The following is a 19,409-nucleotide window of genomic DNA, read 5'->3' on the forward strand; positions in this document are numbered from 1 at the left end:
CAGTACAATTTATGCGAACTGTTATGGTTGAAGGTGCAGTACGGATGGATAATATCTCGACAGCCGGCATTGGCGGAAATACGCGGATCGAAGGGGTGATGGCGGCGATTTCCGATCGGATCGCCAGCCGCAGCCTGGTGCCGGGTGCGCGGCTCCCCTCCGTGCGCGGTTTTGCCAAGACGATGCAGGTTTCGGTTTCCACCGTGGTCGAGGCCTATGAGCGGCTCGCTGCCGAGGGTATGATCCGTTCGCGCCCCGGCTCGGGTTTTTACGTCTGCGGATCATTGCCGCCGTTGTCGCTCACCGAGACTGGAGCGAGATCGGACCGCAATGTCGATCCGCTGTGGATCTCGCGGCAATCCCTAGAGGTCAGCGACGATGTCTTGAAGCCCGGCTGCGGCTGGCTCCCCCCGTCCTGGCTGCCGCAGACGGCCTTGCGCCGCGCGATGCGGACATTGGCGCGCGGCGATATCGGGACGCTCGCCAATTATGGGACGCCGCTCGGCCTGCCGCCTCTGCGGCAGCTGCTTGCCAGGCGTCTTAGCGAACATGGCATCAATGCGCCTCCGGACCAGATTATGTTGACGGAGTCCGGCACGCAGGCGATTGACCTCCTTTGCCGCTTTCTGCTCGAGCCCGGCGATACCGTACTGGTGGACGATCCCTGCTATTTCAATTTCCATGCGCTGCTGCGGGCGCACCGCGCCAATGTCGTCTCGGTGCCATTCACGCCCACGGGGCCGGATATCGAGCTGTTCGGTCAGGCCCTCGAACGGCATAAGCCGCGGCTCTACATCACCAATTCGGCCATTCATAACCCGACCGGCGCCGCGATTTCGCCCGTGACGGCGCATCGGCTGCTGAAGCTTGCGGATGCTTTCGGGCTGATCATCATCGAGGACGATATCTTCGCCGATTTCGAGACTGTTCCAGCCCCGCGTCTCGCCGCCTATGACGGGCTCGACCGGGTGATTCATATCGGCAGTTTTTCGAAGACGCTCTCGGCCTCCGTGCGCTGCGGCTTCATTGCCACCAAGCCCGACTGGATCGACGGTCTCGTCGATCTCAAGGTCGCAAGCAGTTTCAGCTGCGGGCAATTGTCGGCGGAGCTCGTTTATGTGGCATTGAAGGACGGCGGCTATCGCAAGCATGTCGAAGCGCTGCGCGTGCGGCTTGCAAAGACCATGGCCGAGGTGTCGGCACGTCTCGAGGCTATCGGCATCGTGCCCTGGCTCAAGCCGCAGGCGGGCATGTTTCTCTGGTGCCGGCTGCCCGAAGGGCTGGATGCGGGCGATGTCGCCCGCGCCTGCCTTGCCGAGGGCATTATTCTAGCGCCTGGCAATGCCTTCAGCGTTTCCGACACAGCAGGCCGTTTCATGCGCTTCAATGTGGCGCAGGCGACCGATGCACGGATCTTCGCTGTGCTGGAGGCGGCCATGGGCAAGCTGAGGATGCGTGATCGGGCGGTCGATGCCATTGGTTCGACCGCAGTCTAGGCGACTGGCGAAGGATATGAGCATCGCACTATGCCAAGGCCGCGGATGCTCATATCGCGAGCGCTGTGCGTCTATTTGGCAAACAAGCTGTTGATGTCGGCAAAGGCCTTCATCTCGATGGCGTTGCCGCTGGGGTCCTTGAAGAACATGGTCGCCTGTTCCCCTGGCTCGCCGCGGAAGCGGATATATGGCTTGATGACGAAATCGATGTTGGCCTTCATCAGCTTCTCGGCCGCTGCCTCCCATTCCTCCATCGACAGAACCACGCCGAAATGGCGGACGGGGACGCCGTGGCCATCGACGGCATTGGCGGCCACTTCCCCGGTTTCGTCCGGCGCCAGATGGGCGACGATCTGATGGCCGTAGAAATTGAAATCGATCCAGTCGGGTGAGCTTCGACCCTCGGGGCAGCCGAGAAGGCCGCCATAGAAAGTACGCGCCGCGGCAAGATCGTTGACGGGGAATGCGAGATGAAACGGATGGAGGGGTGCTGCGCTCATGATCGTCTCCTGACGTGCGAACTCGATGCAGTCATGGATAAGGTACATTTTTTTCTATGAAAAACTGTATATCATGATGCTGAGACATAGGAAAAATTATGAATCATGATTCCTGAACTTAAAACCTTGGTCGCAGTCGCCCGCTTTGGGACATTTGCCGCCGCGGGAGAGCGGATCGGGCTTACCCAGGCTGCGGTCAGCGGCCAGATGAAACGGCTGGAGGAAAGGCTCGGGACAGCGCTGTTCGAGCGGACGGGCCGTTCCGCAGTGTTGAACGCCGCCGGCTTGAGAACGCTCGAGCGCGCCAAGACCATCATCGCGATGTTCGACCATATCGCCGATCCCGCCGATGACGCATCGGGCGGCCAGCTCCGCATCGGCGCCATCGCCTCGGTTCAGTCGGCGATACTGGCGCGTGCGCTCGCGCCGTTTCGGCAGCGGTTTGGGAACACCCGCGTTCGTATCGTTCCCGGCGTCTCTCTTCATCTGCTCGATTTGATCGATGCAGGCGAGCTCGATCTCGCGGTACTCATCGAGCCTCCTTTCGGCCTGCCGAAGAACCTCGTATGGCAGCCGCTGCTGCGTGAGCCTTATGCGCTGGCCGTTCCCGAATGGCTGGAGGGCGACGATTGGCGGATATTGCTGCGCGAACAGCCGTTCATCCGTTATGACCGTGGCTCCTTCGGAGGACGGCAGGTCGACCGGTTTCTGCGGGCACATTCGATCGAGCCCAACGAGGCAATCGAGATCGACGACGTAGCGGGGATGTCGGCCCTCGTCGCATGCGGGTCGGGCGTGGCGCTGCTGCCGATCGTCGATGGCAGCCCGCCTACCGCTGCGCCGGTGCGTATGGTGTCGCTCGCCGAGGAAACCTTCTATCGCGAGATCGGGATATTGCAGTCGCCCGATCGAAATCCTGCCAAAAAGCACCTTGCCGAATGCCTGATCGATGCACGGCTTTGACGCTGCCGGCCGGTTGGTCTCGTCCCTCCGGCTTGCCGGCGCGTTGACCGACGGGCCGGTGGGCTTTTCTCACAGCTCTTGCCAGGTGGAAATGATCCGTCATAGCTTTGCCACATGGCCGCTTCATTGCGGCTCACATCGGCTATAAATTCGGCTAAGTGAGGTTGGTCGTGCGGGTTCTGCTTGTTGAAGACGACAATATCCTCGGATCATCGCTCAAGAAGGCCTTGGAAAAGCATGCCTACGGCGTCGACTGGATGCGCGACGGCGAATCCGGTCTGGAGGCGGCGGAGAATTCGCATTTCGCGGCGATCGTCCTCGATATCAATCTGCCGCAACTGAGCGGCATGGAAGTTTTGCGGCGCATCCGGCAGCGGGGAAATTCCGTGCCCGTGCTTTTGCTGACGGCGATGGATTCCGTACGCCAGAAGGTCGAAGGTCTCGATGAAGGCGCCGATGATTATCTGGTGAAGCCCTTCGATCTCGATGAGCTGCTGGCGCGGCTGCGCGCGCTCATCCGTCGGCGGGACGGACGCACCGAGAGCGTCATTCGCTGCGGCGAGGTCGAGGTCGATCCGTCCGCCATGGTCGCCCGCAAGGGCAGTGTTCAGGTGCATACCACGGCGAAGGAATTCCATCTGCTGAAGCTGCTGATGGAGCGCAGCGGCCGCTACGTGACGAAGAATGACATCGAATATGCGCTTTACGATGCCGAAAATACTGTCGAGAGCAACACAATCGAAGTGACAATCTACAATCTGCGTAAGAAACTCGGCACCGATTTCATCAAGTCGATCCGCGGCGTCGGCTACATGATCGAGCGATGAACAATTCCACGCTGACCCGCAAACTGTTCCTGCGCATCGCGCCTGTCGTCGTGGTGACGATCGTCGTGATCGCCGCCTTCGCCTTCAACAGCGCGACGCGGGAAATCAACAATATCTACGATGCCCAGCTGATCGATGATGCCAATGTGATCTGGAGCCTGCTGCGCCGGCCGCTGGAGAAGAATCCGGACCATAGTGCCAAGCAGATCGACGATATCGACTTCAACATGGACAATCAGCTGGCTTTCAACGAAGACGCCGACGATTATGCCGATGCACATATGTTCCGCGCCTGGGTCGACGGCAAGATCCGCTTCTACAGCAGCACGGCCTTCCTGTCCGATGTTCCGCAGCAGAAGGTGGGATTTACGACCCTGACCTATGGCGGCGACGAATGGCGCGTCTATTCGCTGCCGATCCCGAACACCACCATCGTTATCGAGCTTGGCGAGAAGATCGCGCTTCGCGAAACGCTCGTCTCCAACATCCTGCTAAATCTTTTCTTTCCGCTGCTGATGCTGGTGCCTGTCATCGGCTTTCTCATCTGGCTCGGCATCAATAGCGGCCTGCGCACGATTCACGGCCTGGTGCGGCAGATCCGCACGCGGTCGCCGGACGATCTCTCGGCCATTCCCGTGGAAGGCCTGCCGCGCGATCTGCTGCCGCTCGGCCGCTCGATCAACCAGCTATTGGAAAAACTCGGCCAGTCGCTGACACTGGAGCGCCGTTTTTCCGATCTTGCCGCACATCAGCTGCGCACCCCGCAGGCAAGCGTGAAGCTTCTGCTGCGCATGCTCGAAAACAGCGATAGCGACCATGAACGGCAGGCGATCATTTCGGATCTCGTCGCCAGCAACAACCGCACCATCCACCTGATCGAGCAGTTGCTGCGGCTTGCCAGGGTCAGCCATCATCCCCTTAATCTGACCTCCGTGACGCTTTATCATTGGGTCGCGTCGCTGATCGCCGAATTCGGCAATATCATCACCGATCGCGACCTCGACGTGGTGTTGGAAGGCGACGAAAAGATCCAGATCAGGACAGATGAATCGCTGATGCGCATGATGGTGACGAATCTGCTTGATAATGCCATCAAGTATACGCCGGTCGGCGGTGAGATCAGAGTTTCGATTTCGTCGGAGGAAAGCTTCGGCCGCATCTCGATCAGCGACAGCGGACCTGGCATTCCACCCCATGAGAGGGAGGCGGTGTTCCAGCGCTTCTATCGCCTCAACACGCTTCATACGGAAGGGGCAGGACTCGGCCTTGCGATTGTCGCGGATACCGCCGACCGCCTTGCGGCCGCCGTGGAGCTTTCCACGCCGCGTTGGGGAAATGGCCTTCAGGTCGATCTAAGATTGCCCTTGAGCTAAAAGCCAACACAACCCCGGTTTTCATTTTCGCATCATTTTCCCCTCATGCACGGCTCATCTGAGGTTGTTAGACGCAACTCACGATAAGGCGAAAGGGTATTTCATGCGGGTGTTTTGCGATTTTGATGGAACCATATCCATCGAAGACGCGACGGATATGGTGCTGTCCCGTTTCGCCGGCCCCGAGTGGGAAGATATCGAGCGGCTATGGAAGCAGGGGCTGATCGGCTCCGGTGAATGCATGCGCCGGCAGATCGCTCTCATCCAGGCAAGCCGGGGCGAGCTTGACCGGTTTCTCGATACACTGGCGATCGATCCGGGCTTCGAAGCCTTCCTGTCCTTCTGCCGCCGTGGCGATCTGCCCGTCACCATCGTCAGCGATGGTGTCGACTATTTCATCCGCCGCATTCTGGCACGCCACGGCATGGACGGCCTGCCGATCATCGCCAATGTGCTCACCTGCAGCGTCTCCCAGGGCCGCGAATCCTATTCGCTGTTTCCACCATTTACGGCAATCGGCTGCGTATCGGGTGCCGGTGTCTGCAAATGCCGCGTCGTCGATAGCCACGGCCTGCAGGTCTACATCGGCGACGGGCGCAGCGACTTCTGTGTTTCCGACAAGGTCGACCTCGTTTTCGCCAAGGCCAAGCTTGTCGATTACTGCGAGGAAAACGGCATCCCCTATGTCGGTTTCAACGATTTTTCCGACCTGCTTCCAAAGATGGAAGCCGTTCTCCCGAGCGTCGAGCGACGCTCCCGTACACTGCCGCAAGTCAAGACGGCGTGAACCAGACCAAGAGGCATTGAATGAAAACGAATCTAGCCGAAGCCTTCAACGGCGAGACCGAGTCCGTCCGCTCGGAAGAGGAACTGCGCGCCCTCGAAGAGCTCTATTGCTCCCATGGCGATACGGTTCACTATACGGACAAGCCCAAATTCTTCGAGGAATGCGAAGGCTCCTTCGTCTACGACCGGACCGGCACGCCGTTCCTCGATCTGCAGATGTGGTACTCCGCTGTCAATTTCGGCTATCGCAACGAGCGCCTGAACGAGGCGGCTCATCGCCAGCTCGACCGTCTCCCGCAGGTCGCCTCGCAGTATCTACACCGTGAAAAGGTGGAGCTTGCCGCGATGATCGCCCAGGACGCCGAGCGCAAGTTCGGCCGCAAGGGCCGCGTTCACTTCAACGTCGGCGGTTCTCAGGCTGTCGAGGATTCCCTGAAGCTCGTGCGCAATTACACAGGTGGCAAGAGCCTGATGTTCGCCTTCGAGGGCGGCTATCACGGCCGCACGCTCGGCGCCTCGGCGATCACATCGAGCTATCGCTACCGCCGCCGCTATGGCCATTTCGGCGACCGCGCTCAGTTCGTCGAATTTCCCTACTATTTCCGCGGCCCGAAGGGGATGTCGAAGGAAGAATACGGGCACTATTGCGTCCAGAAGTTCGCCCGCCTGTTCGAAAGCGAATACAACGGCGTCTGGGATCCGAAGGCCGGCAAGTCCGAATATGCCGCTTTCTATATCGAGCCGATCCAGGGCACCGGTGGCTACGTCATTCCGCCGATGAACTTCTTTGTCGAACTGAAGAAGGTGCTAGACGATCACGGTATCCTTCTCATCGTCGATGAAATCCAGATGGGCGTCTACCGCACCGGCAAGCTCTGGTCGATCGAGCATTTCGGCGTTTCGCCGGATGCGCTGATCTTCGGCAAGGCGATCACCAATGGCCTCAATCCGCTTTCCGGCGTCTGGGCCCGCGAAGAGATGATCAATCCGGAGATCTTCCCGCCCGGCTCCACGCATTCGACCTTCGCCAGCAACCCGATGGGAACCGCCGTTGCGCTCGAAACGATGAAGATGCTGGAAGAGCAGGATTTTGGCGCTGCGATCATGGAAAAGGGCGCGCATTTCCTCGACGGGCTGAAGCAGCTGCAGAAGCGCCATGCCATTGTCGGCGAAGTCGATGGTCTCGGCCTGGCGCTGCGCATGGAAATCTGCAAGGACGACAGCTATACGCCCGACAAGGCGACGATGGACTGGATGTGCGACGAAGGCATGAAGGGCGATATGCAGGTCGGCTCCAAGACCTACGGCCTCGTACTCGACGTCGGCGGCTATCACAAGAACGTCATCACCTTCGCGCCCAACCTGCTCATCACCCGCGAGGAGATCGATCTGGCGCTTGCGCTTCTCGACCAGCTCCTGACGCGCGCTGCCCGGAGATAAGACGGTGCAGCTCCTGCTTCTCCATCTCGACGATGCATTGGAGTTGCAGCCAGACTTCGTGCGTGCCTGCAAATTCGCGGGCGCGCACCAGTATTTCGGCAAGGATGTGGGGCAGCTCGTTCGGCTGTGGGGCAAGCAGGGCGCCCTTGACGACCTCAGCCGAGAGATCGTCAGGAACGGGCCGGCGATGAGCAAGGATCCGCAGCTATGCTTCATGGGGTCCGGTGATTTCCATCACATCACGGCACTGCTGCTCGAAGGTGCGCTGGAGCGTCACCCCGGCCCGGCGACGCTGATCCATTTCGACAACCATCCGGATTGGGTGAAATTCGATGGCGGCATGCATTGCGGCTCCTGGGTCAACAGGGCGCTTGCCAATCGCAATATCCAGAAGGTCATCACGATCGGCGTCTGCAGCAGCGATCTTCGCAGCCCGGAGCGCAAGGGAGCGAACCTGCACTGGCTCGGTGAAGGCAAGCTGGAACTCTACCCTTACGAACATCCACCGAGCCGTGTGCTGGCCGATTACGGCAACGGCGCCAGCTACCAGCAGGAAAAGGGCGCGCTGCATTGGAAATCGATCGCCGAGATCGGCGAGGAGAACTTCATCGACCGCATGCTCAGCCGCATTCGCACCGAGGCCGTCTACGTCACCATCGACAAGGATGTGCTGGCGGCCGACGACGCCGTGACCAATTGGGATCAGGGCCGCATGCGGTTACCCTATCTCCTCTCCCTGATCAGCGAAATCGGCAGCCGTCACCGCATCATCGGCGCCGATGTCATCGGGGATTATTCGACCCCGAGCTATGCTGGCAGCCTGCGGACCCAGTTCATGAAGCGCGCCGAGATCTTGATCGATCAGCCGCGCATGCGTCAGGGCGCGGAAACGACGAGGAACATCAACAGCGCCGCCAACCATGCGCTGCTGGAAGTGCTGGCGGAGTATATGCAATGACCGGCAGCCTGACGTTTCCCATGCTTGGGCTCATCCTGTTTTGCGTGCTCGCGGAGACCGCCCGTGAGGTCTGCTTCAAGCAATCGGCCAGCGAGAGCGCTCTGCTTTCGGCGCTGGCCAAGCCGATCGCCTGGCTCGGCATTCTGTTCTGGGCCGTGGAGCTTTTCGCCTGGACGGCCGTTCTGGAGCGCGTCCCCTTGACCATCGCCTTCCCGCTGATGGCGCTGAGCTATGTCGTCATCGTGCTCGCCGGCGCTGTCATCTTCAAGGAAAACATCAACCTGCGCCATGCGACCGGCGTGTTTCTCGTGACCGCCGGCGTGGCTTGTGTGGGAGTTACCGGACTATGAAAATCTTTGCGCACACCCGATGGGATCTCGCGCCGGTTCTGGCGGCCGTCGCTCATCTCGCCTTCGATGTCTATCTGATCATCGGCTTCGAAAGCCGGCCGCTTTGGCTCTCGGCCGTTCTCGGCTGCCTTTATGCCGTTTCGATCTCCTGGAACATCAACAGCATATCGCACAATTTCATCCATACGCCCTATTTCAAACCGCGCTGGATGAACTACGGTTTCAGCCTGCTGGAATCGGTCGCGATCGGCTTTTCGCAGACCTATTATCATTGGGTGCATATGCGCCATCACTCCGGCAACAGCGACCGTCCCAACGAAAAGGGCGAGACCGTCGATCTCCTGTCGATCTATCGCTATGGGCGTGACGGCGAACCGGAAAACGTCTGGTCCTACACGTTCCTCAGCTTCTTCCGCGATAGCCTCGGCGACATTCACAAGGCCATTGCCCGCAACCGTCCGTTCGATGCGGCCTGGGGCCGATTCGAGCTCTATTTCTTCCTGGGGCTTGCGGCGCTTGCGCTGCTTTACGACTGGAAGGCGGTGCTGTTCTTCGTGCCGTTCTACTATATCGGCAACTGCCTGTCGTCGCTGAACGGCTATTACGAGCATCTGAACGGCGATCCCGACGAGCCGATCGCCTGGGGCGTTTCGAGCCATAAATCCTTCTACAACTGGCTCTGGTTCGGCAACGGCTATCATGCGGAGCACCATTATCGCCCGCGTACGCATTGGACAAAGCTGCAGGCGCTGCACGAACAGATCAAGGACGAGCAGGAGAAGAACGGCACGCATGTGATCAGCACCTGCCATGCGCTTGGCTTCATGGCCAAGGAAAACCGGCCGTCGGAGCTCACTCATGAAGCATGACGAATTGAGCTTCTTCATGGAGGGCTCAAACGGTAAAGGCGTTCTTCTGATTCACGGCCTGACGGGCGCGCCGGCCGAGATGAAGCTGGTTGCCCGTCACCTCAACCGCAGGGGCTACAGCATCTATGCGCCGTTGCTCGCCGGCCATGGCGCGGATGCGAAAACGCTGCGCGGGACACGCTGGGAAGACTGGCTGGACTCCGTCGTCAGCGCATCGGAGTTTCTCGGGGCGAGAACGCAGGAGGTCTTTGCCGCCGGTATCTGCGTCGGCGGCAAGCTGGCGATGCTCGCTGCCGAACGGAAGCAGGCGATCAGTGCCGTAGCGATCTACTCTCCCTGCTTCAGTTATGACGGGTGGGATGTTCCCTTCTACTATCCGCTGCTGGCCTCCCAGATCGGCTGGCTGTCGCGCATTCCCTTCCTCGACCGACTGAGCTTCAGCGAAACGACCTCGCTCGGGATCAAGGACGAGCGCATGCGCCGGCTGATCGAAGGCATGGCGAGCGAAGGCGTGTTGGAAAAGTTCCCCGGCAAGGGCCTGGTCGAGATGCATCGGCTGGGTCAGACCCTTCGCGGCATGCTGCCGAAGATGCAGACGCCGACGCTGATCCTGCATGCCGAGGAGGACGATCTCGCCAGTCCGAAACATGCCCGTTACATTTCGGAGCATATCGGCGCTCCGCACGAGTTGAAGTGGATCACGGACAGCTATCACATGATCCATGTCGACCGGCAGCATCGCCAGGTGGCCGATTACACCGCAGATTTCTTCGAGGCGCGCCATGTCGCAGCCGCTGCTTAAAGTGATGCCGCAGCCGGCCGGCAAGCCGGTGGCCGAGGTTCATTTCAGCATCCGCGCCATCGGCCGGGATGCATGGAATGCCTGCTTCCAAGGCCAGGTCGAGGATTATGATTGCCTGCTCGCCATCGAAGAGGCTGGGCTCGAAGGCTTCGAATGGCGCTATATCACCATCGCCGAAGACGGACGGGTCAGTGCCGCTATGCCGGCCTTTCTCTGCCTCTATGCGCTCGATACGACGCTGGAGGAGGGACTTCTGCGCAGATCCGTGCGCAAGGTCCAGCGCTATTTTCCGAAGTTCCTGAAGCTGCGCCTTGCCTGCCTCGGGTCGCCGTGCACCGAAACCGGCTCGATCGGCTTTCATCCCGATGTCGAAGGCGAGCGCCGCAGCGCCTTGCTGGCGGAGTTGCTGTCCTTTTTCGAGCAGGTCGCCGCGACGGAGCATTGCGGGCTGATCGGCCTCAAGGATATTCCCGAACCGACCTCTGCCGAATTCGACGCGCTGTTCGCCGCCCGCGGCTATGCCTCGATCGGCAGCCTTCCGACGGCCTGGCTCGATATCGATTTCAAGACGATCGACGAATACCTCGCCAGGCTCTCCTCCGGCACCCGCAAGGATATGCACCGCAAGATGAAATCCTTCGAGCAGGTGCGGGTGGAGATCCGCACGGATTTCGGCGAGTTCCTGCCTGAGGTCATGGCGCTTTATCACGACACCCGCAATCGCAGCGAATGGCAGTTCGAAGAGCTGACGCAGGACTATTTCCAGGGCATTCTCCGCGGCATGAGCGGTCGTTCCTTCTGCGCCTTTTACTTCGTCGAAGACAGACTGCTGGCCGCCAATCTGATCGTGCATGATGAGCAGGTGGCAATCGACAAGTTCTTCTGCATGGATGGAGAAAAAGGCCGGCCTTACAATCTCTATTTCCTGAGTTGGTTCACCAATCTGCGATATTGCCTGGACAACGGCCTCAGCCGCTACCAGAGCGGCCAGGCCTATTATGAGAACAAGGTGCGTCTCGGCAGCAAGCTGACCGCCAATGCGATGTATTTCCGCCATCGCAATCCCTTCCTCCAGGGATTGCTGCGGCTGGTGTCACCGATGTTCTCGACAGACGAGGCGGATGCGTGATGCCGATGCGCTTTTCCTGGCTTGCTGTGCCGGTTCTCAACACCCTGTTTCAATTCTTCATCAAGCATGGGGCGGAGCAACTTAGCGACGGCAGCATCGAGGGCTGGCTCTGGCAGGCGCTCTCGTCCTATTGGATTCTGGCGGCTATCGCCGTCGAGATCGCCTGCTTTTTCATCTGGATGAACGTGCTTGCGGAGCTCGACCTCAGCCGTGCCTTTCCACTTTCCGGCGTCAGCTATGTGCTGATCATCGCGACGGGATGGTTCGTCTTTGGCGAGCGGATCGTCGCCCTGCAGGTGATCGGCAGCGGCTTGATCCTGCTGGGGGTCTGGCTGATTGCGGGTGCCAATGTGGCGCCGGGAGAGCAGGATGACTGGCACGTCAAGCGCGATGGTCTGCGCAGTAGCGTCGGCAAGGATGGATGATGCCCGGTTCTCACGCTGAAAAACGCCCCAGGGGTAATGCTGTTTTCTCCGGCCTGGCGGACTGGTGCGTAAAGCGCGCGCTGTCGTCGATCGTCACGCGGGGCAATCTGACCGTGATGACGGCGAGCGGCCGGGTGCTGGCATTCGGTGACGGCACCGGCGAGCCTGTTCGAGTCCGCTTTGCCGACGACCGCGCGCAATGGGCATTCCTCATCGATGCCGATATGCGGCTCGGTGAGCTCTATATGGACGAGCGCTTCATCGTCGAGCGGGGCACGCTCTACGATTTTGTGGCGATGATGCTGCGCGAGGCGCAGAACAGCACTCACCCGCTGATCGCCCGCATCATCGATCATGCCCGAACGAAGCTGCGGATTTTTCGCCACCGCAATCTGCCGGGACGTTCCAAGGCCAATGTCGCCCATCACTATGATCTCGATGGCCGGCTCTATGAGCTATTTCTCGATCCGGACCGGCAATATTCCTGCGCCTATTTCGAGCATGCCGGCCAATCGCTCGATGATGCGCAGGTTGCCAAGAAGCGGCATCTCGCCGCTAAGCTCCAGATTAAGCCGAACAACAGCATCCTCGACATCGGCTGCGGCTGGGGCGGACTGGCGCTGCATATGGCCGAGCAGGCGCCGGGCGGCTATGTGCTTGGCGTCACCCTTTCCGAGGAACAGCACGACTATGCCTCGAAGCGGGTTGCCGACAAGGCCGGGGGAACGCCGGCGGAGGTTCAGTTCGCGCTGAGGGATTATCGCAGCCTCACCGGTCGCTTCGACAGGATTGTTTCCGTCGGCATGTTCGAGCATGTCGGGCTGGCGTCCTATCGCACCTTCTTCCGCAAATGCGCTGAATTGCTCGAGGATGACGGCATCATGGTGCTGCATACGATCGGCTGTTCGGCGACGCCCGGCTTCACGACGCCGTGGCTCGACAAATATATCTTTCCCGGCGGCTATATTCCGGCACTGTCCGAAATCGTGCCGGAGATCGAAGCGGCGGGGCTCGCCATCACCGATGTCGAGGTGCTCAGGCTGCATTACGCGACGACGCTGGAGCACTGGCGGGCCCGCTTCATGGCGCGCTGGGACGATGCCGTCAGGCTTTACGACGAACGCTTTTGCCGGATGTGGGAATATTATCTTTCGACGGCGGAGGCTGCCTTCCGCTATGAGGATCTCGTCGTCTTCCAGATCCAGATGACCAAGCGAAACGACATCATTCCGCTGACGCGCAACTACATTGCCGAAAGCGAAGCGCGCAGCGCCTTAGAAATTGACGTTGAAGCTTCGGTTCAGCGTGAAGCCGATGATGTTCTGATTGGGTGAGCCGAAGCGCGAGGTGATCGGGCTATCAGCGGCATCGCCGACCAGGCGATTGTATTTCTCATAGACCTGCACGTTCCATTCAGGCGAGATGGTGTAGGTCGCGGCCACCGTGAAGCCGAGCGACTTCACACCGGCGCCGGCATCGAAGGCACCGATATGGCCATGTCTTGCGGCCTCGCTCTCCGAGATGCCGAAATTGGTGCGCATATAGATGTCGTTTGCCATCGACAGGCGCGGTCCGGCCGACAAGAGCCATTTGTCGCCGACAGGCTGAAACCAGTCGAGCGCGAAATCACCGACCAGGCCGTCTCCGCCCCAAAGCGACTGGCGCAGCTCGGTGCGAAACCGCAGCTTGTTTTCCGCCAGCCAATATTGGGCAAAGCCGCCCGCATCGAAATTCCAGCGCACTTTGCGCTGGCTCTGCAGGTGCAGGTCGTTGATATCGAAACGGTCATCGCGCAGGCCCACCACGGGACCGAGTTCGAGGCCACCGAGATCGAGCAGCTGATAATCGAAATTATCATCCGGAGCGCTGTATTCCTGGGCTTCTCCGAGGCGATGAATATCGAAGGAAGGCAGCGCGCTGAAGGAATAGCGCTTCGATCCCTCATAGCTGGGGCCGTATTCCACCGTTGCCCCAAGGGTGACGACCCATGTATCGGATGAGGATTTCGCGGCGTCTTCCGCCCTGGACGATGTGGGAAAAGCGCCGGCTGCGAAGGCGGCCAGAAGCCCGATTCCAGCCAGCATCGATAAGCGGGCGGAGAAAGATGTCCCAACACTTAACACTCTGATAACACCCGATCTCTGATCGCCTTTGCCGTATTACTAGCATAGCTCAAGCTTCCGAAAACAGCAGAAAATTAACGAGTAATTATTGCGCTCAGCTTACGGCCCGAGGGCTCTTGCACCGCTTGTGCAAGCGTGGTGCAGTGCGCCTTCGACCCGCTGCTGCGTGAGCGAGAAATACGCTCTGGAATAGATGAAAAACATGTCATGAACCTGAAGCGCTTGGCGCGCCAAACGCACGACGGTCGCTCTCACCACGGTTGGAAGCGGCGAATTTATCCCTAGATAGGCTTTATCTCATTTTCCGCTTCGATCAGTGAAAGAGGCGATGTGAACGCACGACAGGCAGGTTTCAGCGCATGAAGAATCGGCCGATTGACACGTCGGGTATCCCTGGATGGTTGAACCGCTACGAGCCTTTCCTGCTGTTTATGTTCGCTGCCCTTTCGGGCGGAATTCTCCTGTTCATCTATCTGACGGGCGAGGTTCTCGAAGGAAGCACGAGGGGGTTCGACGAGGCGATATTGCTGGCGCTTCGCCAGCCTGCGAGCCTCTCCGTGCCGCTCGGGCCGGGATGGCTGACCCATGCCGTCAGAGACATCACGAGCCTCGGCGGCACAACCGTGCTCGCGCTGATGACCGCTTTGGTGACGATCTACCTGCTGCTGGACCGCCAGCGGGCGATCGCCATTTTCATCCTCGTTTCGGTGCTTGGCGGATGGGCATTGAGCACGGCCTTGAAGATCGGCGTCGCACGGCCTCGGCCCGATATCGTGCCGCATCTGGTCGAGGTGCAGGATCTGAGTTTTCCGAGCGGCCATGCGATGGTTTCGGCGGTGACCTATCTGACCCTCGCCGCGCTGATCTCAAGCACGCGCACCTATCGCTCGACGCGCGTCTTCACCGTCGCGGCCGGCATCCTGCTGACATTGATGATCGGCGCGAGCCGGGTCTATCTCGGCGTGCATTATCCGACCGACGTTCTCGGTGGCTGGTGCGCCGGCGCGACCTGGGCGCTCGGCTGCTGGATCATCGCCCGGCGCTATATATCGCCCTCGCGAAACGATGAGGGTGTGCGAAACGACGCTCCGCCGCCAGAGTGAAGGACAGTGAAGGACGGCGTCGATTCGGGCGCGCCCAGCACGGAATCAGCAATCGACCTCCAGCCGCGTCGCCACGAGCAGCGAATAATCCGTGCCCTTCGGATCGCTGAAGAACATACTTGTCAGAGCGGCCTGATTCTCCGCCATGACTTCCTTGGGATTAGGCCTGATCACCTTGCGCTTGCAGCGGCCAAAGGCCGGTCCCGATGTGCTCAAATCGTTATCGGTGGCGAAATCGACCGCTGTATAGAGCGTCTTGTCGTAAATCCCGAAGATCGTCGTTCCCTTGAGGAAGGTCTTCTGCTCCGGCTTCAGCGAAAAGGTCAGGGTCAGGGAGCCGTCCTTGTAATTCGCCTCTATCGTATCCGGCTTGGCCATCGGCACCGGTTTGCCGTTGCTGGTGACGTTCGTGTAGTAACCGTATTGCGCCAGGGAATCCCGGACCGTCTTGCCCACGGCCTTCAGCTCGCCCGGCGTCAGCGACTGGTTGTCTCCCTTGCCGTAGTCCATGAGCACGGAGGAGGTGAAGACCTCGTCGAAGCTCCAGACATTGCGCAATTCGCTGATGGAGCCGTCGGGCGCCGAGACGACCTCGAATTTGGCGTCGATGAAGATGTGCGGATGGGCCAATGCGGGAACCGGCAGAAGCGACAGCATCGCAATCGGCAGGGAAATCTTTGTTTTCATGCGAGCAATACCGCGTTCCGTCCGTCTATCCGACGCGCAGACCTGCACGTCAAATGGGACTGATTTGAGACCCTGGGCGCGTGGGCAAGGCATAGATACAAGGGAAGGAAACGGAAATAAGGAAACTTGCCTTTTCGGCAAAATACCAGCCTCGGCGTACGCCGTGACTTCATCTCATCGGAGAAAAATTTGGAAAACTGGAGCGGGCGAAGGGATTCGAACCCTCGACCCCAACCTTGGCAAGGTTGTGCTCTACCCCTGAGCTACACCCGCTCATTCCCGTCGCGATCCGGGGTAGTGTGTTGGACCGCTGGGCGTCGTCTTGCGGCGACGGGCGCTATATGGCCTAACCATTTTTCAAATGCAACAGGGAAATGACGAGTTCGCGAAGAAAAATTTCAATACCCTTGCCGCGATTGGCGGAAACCCCGGAAACGCCGGGCTTTGTCGTCTCGAAGATTGCAATGAAATTGTGGGCGACGTATCAGGGGCGAACCATTTTCGATTGCGAGACGTCATGACCGAGACCAGACCGAAAACCCGCGACGATCTTTTCCGATTCCTGGATGGGCTCGGCATTGCCCATACGACCAAGGACCACGCTCCCGTCTTCACCGTTGCCGAATCGGTGTCGCTGCGCGACGAGATCCCCGGCGGCCATACGAAGAACCTGTTCGTGAAGGACAAGAAGGACAATTTCTTCCTGCTGACCGTCGAGGAAAACGCGACCGTCGATCTGAAGACCGTGCACACGCTGATCGGTGCAGCGAGCAAGGTCTCCTTCGGCAAGCCGGAAAAGCTGATGGAATATCTCGGCGTCATTCCCGGTTCGGTCACTGCTTTCGGAGCGATCAACGACGCGGGCAAGAATGTCACCTTCGTCCTCGATGCCGATCTGATGGCGCATGACATCGTCAATTGCCATCCGCTGTCGAACGATGCGACGACATCGATCGGCAGCGGCGACCTCCTGCGCTTCATGGAGGCGACGGGTCATGCGCCGCTAGTCTTGAAAGTCACGAGCTAACGTACGATTTTAGCGCTAAGATATGGCAGGCGGTTTCTCTTCGAGCTGTCCGCGTGCTTTGACCATTTCATTCGGCGTGCTGCCAGACGAATTTCATAGGTTCGTTTGGAAATCATGCTCCTCATAAAATCAAGGATGCCGGCAGGCGGGAGACACTCATGAGCGGTTCGAACAATCCCTACAACGCTTCCTTCGGCGGACAGATGTCGGCCACGGCATCCTACGGCGGCGCGCCGGCTGCGGGCACCGCCTCGCCGATCAAGGATACGACGACTGCCAACTTCGCCAAGGATGTTATCGAAGAGTCGCGCAAGCAGCCGGTGCTGGTCGATTTCTGGGCGCCGTGGTGCGGCCCGTGCAAGCAGCTGACGCCGGTTCTCGAAAAGGTGGTCACGGAAGCCCAGGGCCGCGTCAAGCTGGTCAAGATGAACATCGACGACCATCCGTCGATCGCCGGCCAGCTCGGCATCCAGTCGATCCCGGCCGTCATCGCCTTTGTCGATGGCCGCCCGGCCGATGGCTTCATGGGTGCGGTTCCCGAGAGCCAGGTCCGCCAGTTCATCGATCGTCTCGGCGGTCCTGCCGGCGGTGCGGACGATCAGGCGGCTGAAATTGCCGCCGTTCTCGAAGAGGCAAGTGGTCTGCTGGCCGCCGGTGACGTCAATGGCGCTGCCGAACTCTTCGGTGCGGTGCTGCAGGCCGACCCCGAAAATGCCAAAGCGCTCGCCGGCATGGCGGAATGCATGATCGCCGCCGGCCAGAGCCAGCGCGCCCGCGAGGCGCTTGCCGACCTGCCGGAAACGCTCGCCAACGATGCCGGCATCCTGGCCGTGGTCAAGAAGCTCGACCAGATCGACGAGGCCCGCAAGCTCGGCGATCCCGTTGCGATCGAGCGAGAACTGGCCGCCAATCCCGACAATCATGAGCAGCGCATCAAGCTCGCCAAGATCCGCAATGTCGAAGGCAAGCGGGAAGAGGCGGCCGATCACCTTCTGACCGTCATGCGTAAGGACCGCAGCTACGATGATGATGGCGCACGCCGCCAGCTCCTGGAGTTTTTCGAAGTGTGGGGGCCGAAGGATGCGGCCACGATCGCGGCTCGCCGTAAGCTGTCTTCGATCCTTTTCTCCTGATGGCCGCGACGGTCGCGCGAGGACGGTCGCGCGAAACCTTTCGCGCGGTCGTTTGTTAGACGAAGGCGACCGGGAGACGCAGCCGGTCGCACGGCGGCTAGAATGTCCTTGTGTTTTCGGCAGATGAGCCCACATTGTCTGATAACGCGGCGCGGGATGGCGCGACCGCGAGTGTGTCGTTCCTGTGCGGCCCACTGCGGCCGGCAGCGCAGTGATCTAGCGGGATGGAAGAGATGCAAGTCGGTAATGCCAGATATTTGAAGCCGGGCGATCTACCTGAATCGGTGGCTATATTTCCGCTTTCCGGCGCGCTTTTGCTGCCAGGTGCGCAGCTTCCCCTCAATGTCTTCGAGCCGCGCTATCTTGCCATGTTCGATGACGCCATCGCCGGCAACAGGCTGATCGGCATCGTGCAGCCCGCTCTTTCCGAACCGGCCGAATCCACCAATCTCTCGCATGTCGGTTGTCTCGGGCGCATCACGTCCATCGCCGAGACCGGAGACGGGCGCTACATCGCCGCGCTGACCGGCATATGCCGCTTCCGGCTGATGGATGAAATTACCGGACATCAGCCCTATCGCACATTCCGCATCACGCCCTTCATCTCCGACCTCAAGTCCCATCATGAGGAAGGCACGGTCGATCGCGCGGCGCTGCTTTCGGCTTTCCGCGCCTATCTAGAGGCCAACAAGCTCGAAGCGGATTGGGAAAGCGTTGAGCGTGCCGACAACATGATGCTGGTCAATTCGCTGTCGATCATGGCGCCCTTCGATCCGGCCGAGAAGCAGGCTCTTCTGGAGGCGCCTGATCTGAAGACCCGCGCCGAAACCTTCATCGCCATCGTCAAGATCGTGCTGGCCGGCGCCGGCGACACCGATTCCATGATGCAATAGGAGCCTGCCGATGGATGTCACGGTCAGCAAGGTGGATCCGAAACTGCTCGACCTGCTCGTCTGCCCGCTCACCAAGGGGCGGTTGAGCTATGACCGGGAAAAGAACGAACTGGTCTCGGAAACGGGACGCCTCGCCTATCCGATCCGCGACGGCATTCCGATCATGCTGATCTCGGAAGCAAGACGAATCGAGGATTGAGGTCTATTTCTTTCGGGATTGTGGATTAGAGGCCGGCCGTTCCTCTCAGGGATCAATGGAATGGCAGCTTTGCGCCTTCACCATGTCGGCCGTTCAAACACTATGGTCAGTGTCCTAAAAGCTGCCATCGAGCTGAGCGCCATAAAACTCAAAGACGACAGCAACGCCAGCCTAAAGTTACCTAAAGGCGAGAAGCCGAAAAACGAACCTATAATAAGCACTTCGAAAGCTGGTGGTACTTCCGACATTAAATGGACGGACATCCCCCGCTCTTAATTCCTAGATGTTGAAGCCGAGACGCCGAGCCATTTCGGCCGGTGGAGTAA

The 19,409-nt window shown here is 59.7% G+C and carries 22 protein-coding genes and 1 tRNA gene; 19 read left to right on the top strand and 4 right to left on the bottom strand.

Features of this window, described 5'->3' with window-relative positions; translation table 11 throughout:
* Positions 1–44 precede the first annotated feature (44 nt).
* Positions 45–1,496, top strand: coding sequence for an aminotransferase-like domain-containing protein (locus PH552_RS09850; protein ID WP_285165908.1), 1,452 nt, complete (start codon positions 45–47; stop codon positions 1,494–1,496).
* 71 nt (positions 1,497–1,567) lie between these two features.
* Here PH552_RS09850 and PH552_RS09855 read toward each other — a convergent pair whose 3' ends face one another.
* A complete protein-coding gene (locus tag PH552_RS09855; RefSeq protein WP_113249696.1) occupies positions 1,568–1,996 on the bottom strand; it encodes a VOC family protein in 429 nt (142 codons plus the stop codon).
* A 105-nt stretch (positions 1,997–2,101) separates the two neighbouring features.
* Between PH552_RS09855 and PH552_RS09860 the strand changes: the two genes are divergently transcribed.
* From PH552_RS09860 to PH552_RS09915, 12 genes are all read left to right on the top strand, one after another.
* Positions 2,102–2,959: a LysR family transcriptional regulator gene (locus PH552_RS09860; RefSeq protein WP_113249650.1), complete on the top strand. Its 858-nt coding sequence runs from the start codon at positions 2,102–2,104 to the stop codon at positions 2,957–2,959.
* A gap of 170 nt (positions 2,960–3,129) precedes the next feature.
* Positions 3,130–3,786 (top strand): response regulator transcription factor, encoded by a 657-nt coding sequence (locus PH552_RS09865; protein WP_112341725.1) that lies wholly within the window; start codon positions 3,130–3,132, stop codon positions 3,784–3,786.
* Positions 3,783–5,159: a sensor histidine kinase gene (locus PH552_RS09870; RefSeq protein ID WP_112341457.1), complete on the top strand. Its 1,377-nt coding sequence runs from the start codon at positions 3,783–3,785 to the stop codon at positions 5,157–5,159. Before PH552_RS09865 ends, PH552_RS09870 begins: the two co-directional genes overlap by 4 nt.
* A gap of 103 nt (positions 5,160–5,262) precedes the next feature.
* Complete coding sequence (locus PH552_RS09875; protein ID WP_112341456.1) at positions 5,263–5,946, top strand: MtnX-like HAD-IB family phosphatase; 684 nt, start codon at positions 5,263–5,265, stop codon at positions 5,944–5,946.
* A 20-nt stretch (positions 5,947–5,966) separates the two neighbouring features.
* A complete protein-coding gene (locus tag PH552_RS09880) occupies positions 5,967–7,385 on the top strand; it encodes an aspartate aminotransferase family protein (RefSeq protein ID WP_112341455.1) in 1,419 nt (472 codons plus the stop codon).
* Positions 7,386–7,389: 4 nt separating this feature from the next.
* Positions 7,390–8,343: an arginase family protein gene (locus tag PH552_RS09885; protein ID WP_113249649.1), complete on the top strand. Its 954-nt coding sequence runs from the start codon at positions 7,390–7,392 to the stop codon at positions 8,341–8,343.
* A complete protein-coding gene (locus tag PH552_RS09890) occupies positions 8,340–8,693 on the top strand; it encodes a DMT family transporter (RefSeq protein ID WP_112341453.1) in 354 nt (117 codons plus the stop codon). The genes PH552_RS09885 and PH552_RS09890 overlap by 4 nt, the downstream gene beginning before the upstream one ends.
* Positions 8,690–9,562 (top strand): fatty acid desaturase family protein, encoded by an 873-nt coding sequence (locus PH552_RS09895; protein ID WP_112341452.1) that lies wholly within the window; start codon positions 8,690–8,692, stop codon positions 9,560–9,562. The genes PH552_RS09890 and PH552_RS09895 overlap by 4 nt, the downstream gene beginning before the upstream one ends.
* Entirely contained in the window at positions 9,552–10,364 is an 813-nt protein-coding gene (locus PH552_RS09900; protein WP_112341451.1) for an alpha/beta hydrolase, read from the top strand. The genes PH552_RS09895 and PH552_RS09900 overlap by 11 nt, the downstream gene beginning before the upstream one ends.
* A complete protein-coding gene (locus PH552_RS09905) occupies positions 10,345–11,493 on the top strand; it encodes a peptidogalycan biosysnthesis protein (RefSeq protein ID WP_285165909.1) in 1,149 nt (382 codons plus the stop codon). Before PH552_RS09900 ends, PH552_RS09905 begins: the two co-directional genes overlap by 20 nt.
* Positions 11,493–11,918, top strand: coding sequence for an EamA family transporter (locus PH552_RS09910; protein ID WP_181592304.1), 426 nt, complete (start codon positions 11,493–11,495; stop codon positions 11,916–11,918). Before PH552_RS09905 ends, PH552_RS09910 begins: the two co-directional genes overlap by 1 nt.
* Positions 11,918–13,252, top strand: coding sequence for an SAM-dependent methyltransferase (locus PH552_RS09915; RefSeq protein ID WP_113249648.1), 1,335 nt, complete (start codon positions 11,918–11,920; stop codon positions 13,250–13,252). Before PH552_RS09910 ends, PH552_RS09915 begins: the two co-directional genes overlap by 1 nt.
* Here PH552_RS09915 and PH552_RS09920 read toward each other — a convergent pair.
* Entirely contained in the window at positions 13,193–14,002 is an 810-nt protein-coding gene (locus PH552_RS09920) for a MipA/OmpV family protein (protein WP_169645183.1), read from the bottom strand. The genes PH552_RS09915 and PH552_RS09920 overlap by 60 nt on opposite strands.
* Before the next feature lie 398 nt (positions 14,003–14,400).
* Here PH552_RS09920 and PH552_RS09925 point away from each other — a divergent pair, with 398 nt between their 5' ends.
* Positions 14,401–15,144, top strand: a complete 744-nt coding sequence (locus tag PH552_RS09925) for a phosphatase PAP2 family protein (protein ID WP_113249647.1) — start codon at positions 14,401–14,403, stop codon at positions 15,142–15,144.
* 45 nt (positions 15,145–15,189) lie between these two features.
* Here PH552_RS09925 and PH552_RS09930 read toward each other — a convergent pair whose 3' ends face one another.
* Complete coding sequence (locus tag PH552_RS09930) at positions 15,190–15,831, bottom strand: DUF1007 family protein (RefSeq protein ID WP_112341445.1); 642 nt, start codon at positions 15,829–15,831, stop codon at positions 15,190–15,192.
* 198 nt (positions 15,832–16,029) lie between these two features.
* Positions 16,030–16,104: transfer RNA gene (locus tag PH552_RS09935), tRNA-Gly, on the bottom strand.
* A gap of 244 nt (positions 16,105–16,348) precedes the next feature.
* Between PH552_RS09935 and PH552_RS09940 the strand changes: the two genes are divergently transcribed.
* From PH552_RS09940 to PH552_RS09960, 5 genes are all read left to right on the top strand, one after another.
* Positions 16,349–16,858 carry a prolyl-tRNA synthetase associated domain-containing protein gene (locus PH552_RS09940; protein WP_112341724.1) on the top strand — a complete coding sequence of 170 codons (510 nt, stop codon included), beginning with the start codon at positions 16,349–16,351 and terminating at the stop codon, positions 16,856–16,858.
* A 158-nt stretch (positions 16,859–17,016) separates the two neighbouring features.
* Positions 17,017–17,991 (top strand): thioredoxin, encoded by a 975-nt coding sequence (gene trxA / locus PH552_RS09945; protein WP_112341444.1) that lies wholly within the window; start codon positions 17,017–17,019, stop codon positions 17,989–17,991.
* A gap of 233 nt (positions 17,992–18,224) precedes the next feature.
* On the top strand, positions 18,225–18,884 hold the full coding sequence (locus tag PH552_RS09950; RefSeq protein ID WP_112341443.1) for an LON peptidase substrate-binding domain-containing protein: 660 nt from the start codon (positions 18,225–18,227) through the stop codon (positions 18,882–18,884).
* Positions 18,885–18,894: 10 nt separating this feature from the next.
* The gene (locus PH552_RS09955; RefSeq protein WP_112341442.1) at positions 18,895–19,083 is read left to right on the top strand and encodes a Trm112 family protein; all 189 of its coding nucleotides are present in this window, start codon (positions 18,895–18,897) and stop codon (positions 19,081–19,083) included.
* Between the two features lie 60 nt (positions 19,084–19,143).
* Positions 19,144–19,359, top strand: coding sequence for a hypothetical protein (locus PH552_RS09960; protein WP_112341441.1), 216 nt, complete (start codon positions 19,144–19,146; stop codon positions 19,357–19,359).
* Positions 19,360–19,409: the final 50 nt, after the last annotated feature.

It is taken from the genome of Rhizobium aureum, from assembly GCF_030182495.1.
Classification (GTDB): Bacteria; Pseudomonadota; Alphaproteobacteria; order Rhizobiales; family Rhizobiaceae; genus Rhizobium; species Rhizobium tropici_C.